This window comes from Galbibacter kalidii (genome assembly GCF_026241135.1).
Classification (GTDB): Bacteria; Bacteroidota; Bacteroidia; order Flavobacteriales; family Flavobacteriaceae; genus Galbibacter.
The window spans coordinates 124308-137159 of the sequence record NZ_JAPFGA010000012.1 but is presented as its reverse complement, the minus strand read 5'-3'; the positions used below and the strand labels follow the sequence as shown (position 1 = coordinate 137159).

Sequence of the window (12852 nt, the reverse complement as noted above, 5' to 3'; positions counted from 1 at the left end):
AAAGGTTGAAAAACGTATGAAAATAATATCCATGATACCGGCAAGATATGCCGCATCTCGTTTTCCCGGGAAGTTAATGCAAGACTTGGGAGGGGAGACGGTTATATTGCGCACCTATAAAGCCACGGTAAATACAGGTTTATTTGACGATGTTTTTGTGGTGACCGACAGTGAAATTATCTATAAGGAAATAGAAAGCAATGGCGGAAAAGCGATCATGAGTGTTAAAGAACATGATTGTGGAAGTGATAGAATAGCTGAAGCGGTAGAGAAGATGGATATTGATATTGTTGTCAATGTGCAGGGAGATGAACCTTTTACAGATAAGGCAAGTCTTAAAAAGGTGATAGAAGTCTTCCGGGAAGACCATGAAAAAGAAGTTGATTTGGCTTCATTGATGACACGAATTGATGATTGGGATGAGATCAACAACCCCAATACGGTGAAAGTTATAACCGATCATCGTGGTTTCGCACTCTATTTTTCACGTTCTCCGATTCCATATCCAAGAGATAAAGAAATTCAAGTAAATTATTTTAAACACAAAGGGGTATATGCCTTTAGAAAAGAAGCCATAGTCGATTTTTACCATCTGCCTATGCGTACACTTGAAGCTGCAGAAAAAATAGAAGCAATTCGCTATTTGGAATACGGAAAAAAGATTAAAATGGTTGAAACCGATGTTCAGGGGATAGAAATTGATACTCCGGAAGATCTGGAACGAGCAAAAAAAGTATGGAAATAGCCTATAAGGACATAAAAGTAATTGGTTTTGATGCCGATGACACCCTTTGGGTTAATGAAACCTATTTTAGGGACACAGAACATGAATTTGCCAAGCTCTTGTCGGCATACGAAACAGAAAATAAAATAGATCAAGAGCTTTTTAAAATGGAAATGAAAAACCTGGACATCTACGGTTACGGGATTAAGGGTTTTGTGTTGTCCATGATAGAAAGTGCGATTGACTTATCTAATGGTAGGATAAATGCAGCATCCATTTCCGAAATAATGGATTTGGGGAAAGAAATGATCATGAAGCCGGTAGAGGTTTTAGATGGGGTGGAAGAAGTGCTGAGTTCGCTTGTTGATAAGTACAGGATCATCTTATTAACAAAAGGGGATTTGCTGGATCAGGAGCGAAAATTGGAAAAATCCGGACTTTCCAAATATTTTCACCATATTGAGGTGCTAAGTGACAAAAAGGAAAGTAACTATAAAAACCTTTTGGAGCATTTGGAGATAAATATTGACGAGTTTTTAATGGTCGGTAATTCATTAAAATCAGATGTATTGCCTTTGGCCAATATCGGAGCAAAAGCAATACACGTTCCTTTTCATACCACATGGGAACATGAAAAGGTACACGATAAAGAAGTGAAAGAAGTAAATGGAACGTATAAAACAGTAGGCAATATCAAGGAAATATTGGAGCTTATATAAAAAGCAGAAGTTTAGAAATATAATTTGTAGGTATTTAGGTTTAAAAATTAAAAAGCATACATGAAGTATAAAAATTTTCCAATGGTTCCCAAAGTTGTGTTTGGGAGAGGGAGTTTTGGACAGTTAGGAGAAATATTGATGCCCAAGCGTAAAAACGCCGATGCACCATTTATTTTTTTGGTGGACGATGTTTTTGAAAATAATGATTGGGTGGTTTCTAGAATTCCGGTAATGTTCAATGACCGCATTATTTTTATTTCTGCGGAAGAAGAACCGAAAACGGAACAGATAGATACGCTTGTAGAAAAGATAAGAAAAGAATCGCCCGAAACACCATCGGGAATTATAGGTATAGGCGGTGGAACGATGATGGATATCGCAAAAGCGGTAGCCATTATGTTAACCAGCAAAGGAAAAACAGAAGATTATCAAGGATGGGACTTGGTTAACAAAGAAGCTGTTTATCATGTGGGGATTCCAACCATTAGCGGAACCGGGGCCGAAGTTTCCCGAACAACGGTTTTGACCGGGCCGGACAAGAAATTGGGGATCAATTCCGACTTCACGCCTTTCGATCAGGTGGTGTTGGATCCGGAACTTACAAGGGGTGTGCCTAAAGATCAATGGTTTTATACAGGAATGGATTGTTATATCCACTGTGTAGAGTCGTTAAACGGAACTTACCTGAATGCTTTTAGTCAAAGTTATGGCGAGAAAGCCCAAGAGCTGTGTAACGAAGTTTTTTATAATGGAGACTTAACTGAAGAAGAGGCGCAAGATAAATTGATGATGGCTTCGTGGCACGGAGGGATGAGTATTGCATATTCCCAAGTGGGAGTAGCACATGCCATGAGTTACGGACTCTCATATCTGTTGGGAACAAAACACGGTATAGGAAACTGTATTGTTTTTGATCATCTGGAAGATTTCTATCCGGAAGGGGTAGCGCTCTTTAAGAAAATGAAAGAAAAACACGGAGTTAAATTGCCTCAGGGTGTCTGTGCCGGACTTTCAGATAAGGATTTTGACACAATGATCAACATAGCCATGGGATTGGACCCGCTTTGGGAGAATGCCTGTGGCAAGAACTGGAAAGATACAATCACTCCAGAACTTTTGAGGAGTCTTTACGAAAAGATGTAAATGATTTTTTTGTCTAAATGGATTTTCTTCAAATTATTGGGATGGAAACTCATTGGTAGTTTCCCGCCATTAGACAAGTATATTATCATTGTAGCACCACATACCAGTTGGCATGATTTCTACATCGGGGCGTTGGTGCGAAGCATCGTTAAAATCAAAATCAATTATGTAGCAAAAAAAGAACTGTTTGACTCCCCGTTTGGTTGGTATTTCCGATGGATGGGAGGAGCGCCAATAGATCGCTCGAAGAACAGCAATACGGTCGATGCTATTGTTAGCATTTTTGAAGAACGGAAGGAATTCAGACTGGCTATTGCCCCGGAAGGAACCCGGGAGAAGGTTGATACTTGGAAAACGGGATTTTACTACATCGCAAAAGGAGCAGGGGTGCCGATTGTGATGGCGGCATTGGATTATAAAAATAAAGAGGTTCGTGTTGAACCTCCTTTTTATCCTTCAGATGATATGAAATCCGATTTTGATTTTATGTATAGCAACTACGCTGGTGTAGTGGGTAAAATCCCTGAAAATTCATTTACTCACTAAGTGATATTTGGTATATTCTGATTGCTAGTGTAGATATGTTTTTTTAGGTTTTCTGCCTAATGCTTCTTGAACCTGTTCCGAAACAGGTAGTTTACAACAACAGTCAAATACTGATTATTTATTCATCAGTTGTTTCCTCCATGGTGTGATACACGTTTTGAACGTCGTCGTCTTCCTCGATTTTCTCCAAAAGTTTTTCAATATCTGCTGTTTCACCAGGGGATAACTTTTTGGTGACTTGTGGAATTCGCTCAAACCCGGAAGATAAGATTTCGATATTTCGTCCTTCCAATTCTTTTTGAATAGTACCAAAACTTTCAAACGGTGCGTAGATCAATATACCATCATCATCAACAAAAACCTCTTCAGCACCAAAATCAATCATCTCCAATTCCAGTTCTTCGGGATCCATGCCTTCAGCAGAAATCCTGAAGTTACAGGTATGATCAAACATAAACTCTACTGAACCACTGGTGCCTAAACTTCCGTCACATTTATTGAAATAACTACGGATATTAGCCACGGTTCGGTTGTTGTTGTCGGTTGCTGTTTCAATGAGAATGGCAATTCCGTGTGGGCCATAGCCTTCAAAAAGAACTTCTTTATAGTTTTCGGTGTTTTTGTCAGTAGCACGCTTAATCGCCCTTTCAATATTGTCTTTGGGCATATTGGCCGCTTTGGCATTTTGCATCACGGCTCTTAGACGGGCATTGGCATCCGGATCTGGACCTCCTTCTTTAACGGCAATTACAATATCTTTCCCAATGCGGGTAAAGGTTTTGGCCATTGCTGCCCAACGCTTCATTTTTCTCGCTTTCCTAAACTCAAAAGCTCTTCCCATAAAAAATAGTATTCGTTATGAATTATCCGCAAAAATAAATAAAAAAAGAAAACCCATGACTATGAGTTTGTACGGAATTTTCCTCACTAGGTGAGATTTTGAATGCTCCGAGGCTTGCCTGTCCGTTCCATTCAGGCGGGCGTTAAAATATTTTTCAGGTTTTCCCACCTATTGCCTCGTGAGCTTACGCAGAGGTAGTTGACTTAACCTTTTATGATGGCTTCGATTTTTTCGGCCAACTTAAAATCTTTTTCAGTAATACCATCAACATCGTGTGTGTTGAGGCGAATGGTAAGGTTGTTGTACACATTGGTCCACTCCGGATGATGTTGTAAGGCCTCAGCTTCAAAAGCAATACGGGTCATCATGGCAAAGGCATCAGAAAAGGATTTGAAATCTAAAGAAGTGACTAAATATCCGTCTTCATAATCCCAAAAATTCAATGTTTTTATCCGTTCTTGTATTTCTTGTTTTTCCAGCTTCTTCATTTTGACATTTTCTATAAAAATATAAAAACGAAATTTAATGAAGCTTTAATTCGTTGATAATATCAAAATGACTAAATATTAAATGCTTCGGAAGCTTATTGTCTTTGGGTAAAACAGCCAAAAATCGGTCAAAATTGGAGGTATAAACGTTTTTCAACAAGGGAGTGTTGAACTCTAGCGCTTTGATGATTTCTTTGATGAATTCATCATGATGGATCAGATCGGAACTTCCTAAATGGTAGATACCTTTCTTTTTTCTGTTGATGATATAATGGATCTGCTGTGCGAGTTTATCGGCATTGGTGACATTCATCACCAGATCGGGGAAAACTTCGTAGGCTTCGTTTTTACTGATATGATATTTTAATTCCTTCAATCGGGGAGAATTACTTCCGAAAACCATAGGTAATCGTGCAATAACATATTTTTTTTCAGGAAGTTGCTTCATCAAAGCGGTTTCAATTTTGATCTTGAACTTCCCGTATTTGCTCATGGACAAAGTTTTGTCGAATTCATAAGAAGGGAAATTGCTGAACGCATCAAAAACATTGGCTGAGGATAAAAAAATAAGCTTGCTGTTGAAAGACCGGCAATATTGGATAAGATGCGAGTGTGTTTCCAATTGAGCTTCAAAATCGCCTCGAAGCGCAGAGATGATAATATTAGGGCGGACAGCCGAAAGTACCCCGAAAATATCATCAGTTTCCATATTGAATCGGAAAAAATGTTTATTTCCGGAATAAATTTTTCCGGTGTGATATGTTCCGTAGGTATCATAATATGGGCAGAGCTCCTTGTAGAGAGCTCCACCTATAAATCCACTGGCTCCTATGATTAGTATTTTTTTCAAAAAATCCTTTTCCTAAATTAATATCCTAAATTGGTATTCATTATAAATCCAATAAATCACTTTTTATTTTGATAGAACGGAAGTTTAACAATTTTTGCCCCCACTTTTTTCTTTCTTATTTGAAGAAAAATAGGGGTATCTACCGCCTTATATACTGTACTCACATATCCCAATCCTATTCCTTTCCCTAAGGAAGGCGACATGGTTCCGCTGGTCACATTTCCAATAACATCCCCTTCTTCATTTAATATATCATAACCATTTCTTGGGATTCCGCGTTCTGTAACTTCAAAAGCCACCAATTTTCGCTCCACACCATTTTCCTTTTGCTGTTTTAAAGCATCAGCATTTACGAAATCCTTGGTGAATTTGGTAATCCATCCCAAACCGGCTTCGATGGGAGAAGTCGTGTCATCAATATCATTTCCATAGAGACAATACCCCATTTCCAATCGGAGGGTATCCCTGGCTGCAAGTCCGATAGGTTTGATACCAAAATCTTTTCCGGCTTCCAAAACCTTGTTCCAAACCTGTTCCACTTCGCTGTTCTTGCAGTAGATCTCAAAACCACCACTTCCAGTATATCCTGTTGCTGAAATGATTACATGTTCGATTCCTGCAAAATCTGCTACTTCAAAATGATAAAATTTTATAGCTGAAAGATCAACAGATGTTAGACTTTGCATAGCTTCTACCGCTTTAGGTCCCTGAATGGCCAAAAGGGAATAATCTTCTGAGATATCCCTCATGTCTGCCTTGATGGATTCGTTGTATTTTGAGATCCAGTTCCAGTCTTTTTCAATATTGGAAGCATTGACCACCAATAAATATTGTTCTTCTTTGATCTTGTAGATGATCAAATCGTCCACAATACCTCCCTCTTCGTTTGGTAAACAAGAATATTGTGCTTTTCCAACAGTAAGCTTGGAAGCGTCGTTACTACTCACTTTTTGAATAAGCTCCAAGGCGTTTTCCCCGCTGATCAGAAATTCGCCCATGTGGCTCACGTCAAACACTCCGAGATGATTCCTAACGGTTTCATGTTCGACATTTACACCTTCATATTGCACCGGCATGTTATAACCGGCAAAAGGAACCATTTTTGCGCCTAAAGCTTCGTGTATAGAGGTAAGTGCTGTGTTCTTCATGTTTCTTCATTTTTGTTGCGCAAACCTACTAAATATTATTAAAAAAAGTGAGGATATGTCAAGGAAAGCATGCGTTTGAATTTCACAGGACAAGAAAGGGGGTATGGGGATTAAAAAGCTACAAATTCGGATGTCATGCTGAGCCTGCCTACCGTCAGGCAGGCCTGTCGAAGCATGATTTATTGATGTTCAATATATTTTCGACAAGCTCAGACTGACAAATTAAATTCACCAAGTGCTTTTTAGAAAGCCTCTTTTAATACTAAACTTTTTAATAATCCTTTATCAATGTGTTCCATTCCATGGTTTTTAGGACGGATATCAACTCCGGATTTATTTTTTTTGTTAAGGAAGATCCTTTCGGAAAAGCATAGCTGAAATAATCTTTTTTAAGCCGGTTTGGCAGTACTTCCAATTCATCGAATCCTTGTTCTGATATTATGTATTTCAGGATGGGTTCGTCATACACTAAAAGGGTTGTTTTTTCATCGTTCAAAGCTTTTAGCCCTTCGTTTACCGTTTTTACCTCTTTGTAGTTTACATTGTAGAGGTCTAAAAACTCTTGAGAACTAGAACCTGTTACCGTAGTTACATCAAAGCGTTTTAGGTCTTCCACACCGTTTATTTGGTCGTTGATCCGCTGAACCGTTAAGGCTGAAGCAATACTCGCCGTTAAACCCGAAATAAGGATGATAGCCAAGAACATCCAGATAAACCCTACAACCCTTCCGCCTGTGGTTTGTGGCGATTTGTCCCCATATCCTACGGTGGTCATGGTGACAGCACTCCACCAAAATCCTTGTTTAATACCTTGTAAGGGCTTGCCTCCAAATTCTTCTTGGTTCTTTTTTCGTTCAAAAAACCAAACGAGGATACCAAAAATTAAAATTATCGCTACAAGCATGAGTACGGCTGAGAGGAAGTCACGACTCCATAGGTTGCTTAGCAAACGCAATACTTTGGAATCGCTTTTTTGAGACAAAGCCGTATGGGAGATGAAATAGGGCTGCGAAAAATCTATATACTCCATACGTTTGTCGGTTACGGTTATGGGGTTGATGCTCATATCCACTTCACCTGATTTTATGCCTTGCAGTAATTCCTGCAACGAAGTGTATTCTTTTAATTCATAATCATCAATGCCAAGTCCGTCGGATACCATTTCCCATGAAGTCAGGCTTAGCCCTGAAAAACCGTCTTGGTTTTTGATTACAAAAGGCGGCGATTGGGTAACTCCTATGGTGATTTTCTCTGAAGAAACCACTATAGAATCTTGTGCTGCCCAGCTGAAGGTTCCTAATAACAGTGCTAAAATAACTAAAGGTAATTTTTTCATAAAGAATATATTTCAGCTGAAACATAAGAAAAAAGAAACAATTTGTAAAACCCAACGAACCTATTTTGGAAAAGCTGGGGAGTTTACCGGTTCTTTAAATAACTTTTTAGGTCATCATAGTTTTTAATGCTATGACTTTCTTTCTTTTTGTCCATAACCGCTTTTATCTGTTCAGGGATTTCTACGGAAACGCTTAGCGTGTCTTCAACTATATCCAAGAACTTAACAGGATGAGCCGTTTCTAAGAAAACGCCTGTTACTTGCGGATTTTCTTTTTGATATTTTTTCAAGCCCATATACCCAACAGCACCGTGCGGATCGGCTACATAAGCTGATTTTTTATAGATCTCCTGCATGGTTATTTTGGTTTCTTCATCAGTATAACTGAAGGAAGAGAACTTTTTGTTCAAAGCTTCAAAATCGTTGTCAAAAAGGGTTTGAATACGAATAAAGTTACTCGGATTCCCTACATCCATCGCATTTGAAATGGTTTGCTTGGATGGCATCGGACTGTATTTCCGGGTTGCCATATAACGCGGAACCGTATCGTTAATGTTGGTGGAGGCTATAAAATGTTTGATCGGTAAACCAAGTTTATTGGCCATGATGCCGGCACAGATATTTCCGAAGTTTCCACTGGGGACAGAAAAAACAAGTTCTTTTCCTTGGGCTTTGAGTTGTTTGTAGGCAAAGAAAAAATAGAACATTTGCGGTAACCAACGTGCCACATTGATTGAGTTGGCCGATGTTAGGTTTTGATCGGATAAATTTTCATCGAGAAAAGCAGTCTTTACCATGTCCTGACAATCGTCAAAAACACCATCGACTTTCAAGGCGGTAATGTTTTGTCCCAGCGTAGTTAACTGTTTTTCCTGAATATCACTCACCTTGCCACTTGGATAGAGGATAACAACTTCAACACCTTTAACTCCTAAAAACCCACTGGCTACAGCGCCACCGGTATCGCCTGAAGTGGCCACAAGTACGGTAACAGTTTTATCGTTTTTATCTCTGTTGAAATAACCAAGACAACGTGCCATAAACCGTGCACCGACATCTTTAAAGGCCATGGTTGGCCCGTGAAAAAGCTCTAATGAGTAGATGTCTTCTTCAATTTTTACCGTAGGGAAATCAAAACAAAGGGTTTCCTCAATGATTGATTTAAGAACAGATTCAGGAATTTCATCACCTACAAATTGTTTGATCACTTCATAGGCGATCTCTTCATTGGAATACTTTTCAATATTATCGATAAAAGCTTTATCCAAAGGAGTAATCTCACTCGGGAAATAAAGTCCTTTATCCGGGGCAATACCTCGTACCACAGCTTCTTCAAAACTGGTGTTTGCCTTGTTTTTATTCTGACTGTCGTTAAGACTGTAATAGTTCATTTTCTTATTCAAAGTTTTTTGTTCAAAGTTGATTTTTATTTCAAAACCTTTACACCTTCAGTATTTATTTTAGAAACATGGATATCATAATCCACACCAAACTCTTTATACACTTTTGCCATGCTTTCGGCGGCTTTTTTTGCCGTTTCCTTTCCTTTTGACAAAGCAAAAATAGAAGGGCCGGATCCGGAAATTCCGCTTCCCAAGGCTCCGGCATCGATAGCTGCTTTTTTCACTTTGTCAAAGCCGGGGATCAACGGACTCCGCATAGGTTCTACAATTTCATCATGAAGGCATCTTGACATAAGGTCGTAGTCTTCCGTGTAAAGCGCACTTATCAATCCGGCGAGATTTCCCCATTGTACAATGGCTTTTTTCAGGGGGATATTTTGTTTCAATACCGAACGCGCATCAGCGGTTTTGACTTCAATCTGCGGATGGATCACTGTGGCGTAGATATCAGCGGGTGTATGGAGTTTGAGAACCTCCAAAGGCTCATATCCTTTTACCAAGGTAAAACCACCGAGTAGGGCAGGCGCTACATTATCGGCATGGGGAGCACCACTGGCCAATTCTTCACCTTTCATAGCAAAACGTACCAGTTCGTTAAGGGAAAAAGGCTCTCCGAGCAACTTGTTAACCCCATAAACCGCTCCTGCTGCACTGGCTGCGCTACTGCCAATACCGCTTCCGGGTTTTATTTTCTTGATGATCTCGAGGTCAAATCCGTGATCGGTATTTGTTTCTTTCAACATGGCAAGAACTGCCACGCCCGCAACATTTTTTTCAGTTTCCAGCGGGAGATCTTGTCCCGTAATCTTGCTGATGGTAACTTTTCCCGTATCCGTTTTCTTGATGATCATTTCATCGCCGGTACTCTCCAAACAAAGTCCGAGGACGTCGAAACCACAAGAAACATTGGCAATGGTAGCCGGACAAAATAATCTGATTTCGTTCATAATTTAAAAATTGCCAATTCGAATGATGTCTGCAAAAATCCCTGATGCGGTTACATCTGCTCCGGCACCAGCACCTTTGATCAACAGGGGTTGTTCGTTATAGCGTTTGGTAAAGAAAAGTACGATATTATCTTTTCCTTCCAGATTGTAGAACGGATGATCTTGCGGAATATGTTGCAAACCTACTTTTGCTTTTCCGTTTTCAAATTGGGCTACATATTTCAATCGGCACCCTTTGTCTGCCGCTTTTTTATAGATATCATCAAAATGTGATTTATTTTTCTCCAATGATCTATAGAAATCGTCTACATTACCGGTATTTAGACTTGCTTCCGGCAGGAAAGCATCGTTTTCTATCTGCTCGATGTCAATTTCATGACCACTTTCTCTGGCAAGGATCAATATTTTTCGCATTACATCAATTCCACTAAGGTCAATCTTCGGATCCGGTTCTGTATAACCTTCATCTTGTGCTTGTTTTACCACTTCGTGGAAAGGAGTGTTTTCATCAAAATTGTTGAATACAAAATTCAAACTTCCCGAAAGCACTGCCTGAATTTTGGTCACCTTATCTCCGGAAGCGATCAAATTCTTAAGCGTATCTATAATCGGTAACCCCGCTCCTACATTGGTTTCAAAAAGGAAAGGTGCGTTATATCTTCTTGAGAGTTCCTTCAATTCCACATAGTCTTTATAAGGAGATGAAGCTGCGATTTTATTACAGGTCACTACAGAAATGCTATCGTTTAGATAGTTTTTGTATGTGTTTGCAATAGTTTCACTGGCTGTATTGTCTACAAAAATGCTATTGCGAAGGTTCATTTCTTTTACCTTTTTAAAAAAGGCATCAACTCCCGTCTTTTCTCCTTCCTCTAGGAGGCTCTTCCAATTTTTAAGGGAAAGACCGTTTTCTTCGAATGCCATCTTTTTGGAATTGGAAAGAGCTACTACCCGAAGGTTCAGCTTTAATTGTTTTTTGAGAAATTTTTGCTGTTGTTCTATTTGCTGAAGGAATTTCTCCCCTACATTTCCTACTCCCATAACGAAGAGGTTGAGCTGCTTGATCTTATCTTCAAAAAATTGCTCGTGCAGAGTGTTCAAAGCTTTCTTTACATCATTTTTATTGATGACTGCGGAGATATTCCGTTCTGATGCCCCTTGAGCGATAGCACGTATGTTGACGTTGTTTTTCCCAAGCGAACTAAACATACGTCCGCTAAGTCCTTGATGGCTCTTCATATTATCACCGACCAATGCGATGATGGCAAGATCATCTTCCACGATCACCGGATTGATTTTCTTAAGGGTCATTTCATATTCAAAAGCTCTTTCTAAAGCGTCTTTAGCGTTTTCTGCATCTTCACTGGAAACACCTATACAAATTGAGTGTTCTGATGAAGCCTGGGTGATGAACACTACGCTCACTTTGGCTTCAGAAAGCACCTCGAAGAAGCGCTTTGATATGCCCGGGATACCCACCATACCACTTCCTTCCAAAGAGATCAGCGAAATGTTTTCAATATGACTGATACCTCTTACGGCCCTTGTTTTTCCGTTGGTATTTTTTTTGATCAGCGTACCTTCCTCATCAGGAGCAAAGGTGTTTTTTATATGAATGGAAATCCCTTTTGACAATACGGGTTGGATAGTAGGCGGATACAATACTTTGGCTCCGAAATGTGACAACTCCATGGCTTCCTCATAAGAGATGTGCGGAATAGCAAAGGCCTGCTTGACTAATTTTGGATTGGCAGTAAACATACCACTTACATCGGTCCATATTTCTAGGAGTTCGGCATCGACAGCTGCTGCGATAATAGCTGCGGTATAATCCGATCCGCCACGGCCTAGGGTTGTAGATTCTCCTTTGGTAGATGAAGCTACAAAACCCGGAAGCACAACAACCTGATAGGTTACTGTTCCGAAATAATTTTCGCATAGTTCGTTGGTGGTCTTAAAGTCGACAGCCGCTCTCCCGAATTGATTGTCGGTTTTGATAAGAGTCCGACTGTCTTTATGAACACTGTCTATGCCTTCTTTTATAAAGTACTCATTGATAATGAATGATGATAAAAGTTCGCCATAACCAACAATTTTATCTAATAATTTTGAAGTAGTTTCTCCTATGAGGAATGCACCTTCCAAAAGGGTTTCAAGTACGTTGAGTTCTCTTTTTATAGCACTTACTACTTTACTTTGATTGTTGATGTCAATCAGTTCTTGAATAACCTTTAGATGTCTGTCTTCAATATCTTCTAAAACAGATTTGTAGGATTCGTCTTGTGCCGAAGCCAGTAAAGAGGCTTTGACAAGCATGTCAGTTACCCCTCCAAAAGCGGAAACAACAACCGTTGTTTTTTGTTCTTTTAGGGTGTTGGCAACAATATTTTTAACTTTTTCTATATTTTGGGCATTGGCAACCGAGGTGCCGCCAAATTTTAATACTTTCATCTGTTGATATTTATTTGTTTTTTATGTCAGACCTGCCTACCGGTAGGCAGGTGGAACACCCAATATTCATACCTGTTTGTGCTAAAAAAGGCTTTATCATGGGTGTTTCATAAGAAATGATGGTCTTTAATAATTTAATAAAGTTAGTTTTGGTTTGTTTGATATAAACAAATATAGGTCGTGGATTATATGTGAAATGTTATACCCCAAAAGGGGTAATAATAGTAGTATTACGAATAATAGAGATCACACATAT

Annotated in this window: 12 protein-coding genes; 4 read left to right on the top strand and 8 right to left on the bottom strand. The window is 39.3% G+C overall.

Annotated elements, in window-relative coordinates:
• The first annotated feature begins 16 nt into the window (after nucleotides 1-16).
• Genes kdsB through OOZ15_RS13090 form a run of 4 tightly spaced genes read left to right on the top strand, consistent with a single transcriptional unit; the run spans nucleotide 17 to nucleotide 3132 of the window.
• Nucleotides 17-745, top strand: a complete 729-nt coding sequence (gene kdsB, locus OOZ15_RS13105; protein ID WP_265956876.1) for a 3-deoxy-manno-octulosonate cytidylyltransferase — start codon at nucleotides 17-19, stop codon at nucleotides 743-745.
• Nucleotides 736-1443 carry an HAD family hydrolase gene (locus OOZ15_RS13100; protein ID WP_265956875.1) on the top strand — a complete coding sequence of 236 codons (708 nt, stop codon included), beginning with the start codon at nucleotides 736-738 and terminating at the stop codon, nucleotides 1441-1443. Before kdsB ends, OOZ15_RS13100 begins: the two co-directional genes overlap by 10 nt.
• A gap of 60 nt (nucleotides 1444-1503) precedes the next feature.
• Nucleotides 1504-2586 carry an iron-containing alcohol dehydrogenase family protein gene (locus tag OOZ15_RS13095; protein ID WP_265956874.1) on the top strand — a complete coding sequence of 361 codons (1083 nt, stop codon included), beginning with the start codon at nucleotides 1504-1506 and terminating at the stop codon, nucleotides 2584-2586.
• Nucleotides 2587-3132 carry a 1-acyl-sn-glycerol-3-phosphate acyltransferase gene (locus OOZ15_RS13090; RefSeq protein WP_265956873.1) on the top strand — a complete coding sequence of 182 codons (546 nt, stop codon included), beginning with the start codon at nucleotides 2587-2589 and terminating at the stop codon, nucleotides 3130-3132.
• 118 nt (nucleotides 3133-3250) lie between these two features.
• Here the strand turns inward: OOZ15_RS13090 and OOZ15_RS13085 are convergent, their stop codons facing one another.
• From OOZ15_RS13085 to thrA, 8 genes are all read right to left on the bottom strand, one after another.
• Nucleotides 3251-3973, bottom strand: a complete 723-nt coding sequence (locus tag OOZ15_RS13085) for a YebC/PmpR family DNA-binding transcriptional regulator (protein ID WP_265956872.1) — start codon at nucleotides 3971-3973, stop codon at nucleotides 3251-3253.
• Nucleotides 3974-4176: 203 nt separating this feature from the next.
• Entirely contained in the window at nucleotides 4177-4461 is a 285-nt protein-coding gene (locus OOZ15_RS13080; protein ID WP_265956871.1) for a 4a-hydroxytetrahydrobiopterin dehydratase, read from the bottom strand.
• Between the two features lie 34 nt (nucleotides 4462-4495).
• The gene (locus OOZ15_RS13075) at nucleotides 4496-5311 is read right to left on the bottom strand and encodes a sugar nucleotide-binding protein (protein WP_265956870.1); all 816 of its coding nucleotides are present in this window, start codon (nucleotides 5309-5311) and stop codon (nucleotides 4496-4498) included.
• A gap of 56 nt (nucleotides 5312-5367) precedes the next feature.
• Nucleotides 5368-6459, bottom strand: coding sequence for a glycine cleavage system aminomethyltransferase GcvT (gene gcvT / locus OOZ15_RS13070; protein ID WP_265956869.1), 1092 nt, complete (start codon nucleotides 6457-6459; stop codon nucleotides 5368-5370).
• A 271-nt stretch (nucleotides 6460-6730) separates the two neighbouring features.
• Nucleotides 6731-7795, bottom strand: coding sequence for a transporter substrate-binding domain-containing protein (locus OOZ15_RS13065; protein WP_265956868.1), 1065 nt, complete (start codon nucleotides 7793-7795; stop codon nucleotides 6731-6733).
• A gap of 83 nt (nucleotides 7796-7878) precedes the next feature.
• The gene (thrC, locus tag OOZ15_RS13060; RefSeq protein WP_265956867.1) at nucleotides 7879-9186 is read right to left on the bottom strand and encodes a threonine synthase; all 1308 of its coding nucleotides are present in this window, start codon (nucleotides 9184-9186) and stop codon (nucleotides 7879-7881) included.
• A gap of 35 nt (nucleotides 9187-9221) precedes the next feature.
• A complete protein-coding gene (locus tag OOZ15_RS13055; RefSeq protein ID WP_265956866.1) occupies nucleotides 9222-10145 on the bottom strand; it encodes a homoserine kinase in 924 nt (307 codons plus the stop codon).
• 3 nt (nucleotides 10146-10148) lie between these two features.
• A complete protein-coding gene (gene thrA / locus OOZ15_RS13050; RefSeq protein WP_265956865.1) occupies nucleotides 10149-12596 on the bottom strand; it encodes a bifunctional aspartate kinase/homoserine dehydrogenase I in 2448 nt (815 codons plus the stop codon).
• Between the last annotated feature and the right edge of the window lie 256 nt (nucleotides 12597-12852).

What these genes read in the sequence shown, in the direction of transcription:
- gcvT (WP_265956869.1), bottom strand. Translation starts at nt 6,459, where the DNA reads ATGAAGAACACAGCACTTACCTCTATACACGAAGCTTTAGGCGCAAAA.
- OOZ15_RS13100 (WP_265956875.1), top strand. Translation starts at nt 736, where the DNA reads ATGGAAATAGCCTATAAGGACATAAAAGTAATTGGTTTTGATGCCGAT.
- kdsB (WP_265956876.1), top strand. Translation starts at nt 17, where the DNA reads ATGAAAATAATATCCATGATACCGGCAAGATATGCCGCATCTCGTTTT.
- OOZ15_RS13065 (WP_265956868.1), bottom strand. Translation starts at nt 7,795, where the DNA reads ATGAAAAAATTACCTTTAGTTATTTTAGCACTGTTATTAGGAACCTTC.
- OOZ15_RS13090 (WP_265956873.1), top strand. Translation starts at nt 2,587, where the DNA reads ATGATTTTTTTGTCTAAATGGATTTTCTTCAAATTATTGGGATGGAAA.
- OOZ15_RS13080 (WP_265956871.1), bottom strand. Translation starts at nt 4,461, where the DNA reads ATGAAGAAGCTGGAAAAACAAGAAATACAAGAACGGATAAAAACATTG.
- OOZ15_RS13085 (WP_265956872.1), bottom strand. Translation starts at nt 3,973, where the DNA reads ATGGGAAGAGCTTTTGAGTTTAGGAAAGCGAGAAAAATGAAGCGTTGG.
- OOZ15_RS13055 (WP_265956866.1), bottom strand. Translation starts at nt 10,145, where the DNA reads ATGAACGAAATCAGATTATTTTGTCCGGCTACCATTGCCAATGTTTCT.
- thrA (WP_265956865.1), bottom strand. Translation starts at nt 12,596, where the DNA reads ATGAAAGTATTAAAATTTGGCGGCACCTCGGTTGCCAATGCCCAAAAT.
- OOZ15_RS13095 (WP_265956874.1), top strand. Translation starts at nt 1,504, where the DNA reads ATGAAGTATAAAAATTTTCCAATGGTTCCCAAAGTTGTGTTTGGGAGA.
- thrC (WP_265956867.1), bottom strand. Translation starts at nt 9,186, where the DNA reads ATGAACTATTACAGTCTTAACGACAGTCAGAATAAAAACAAGGCAAAC.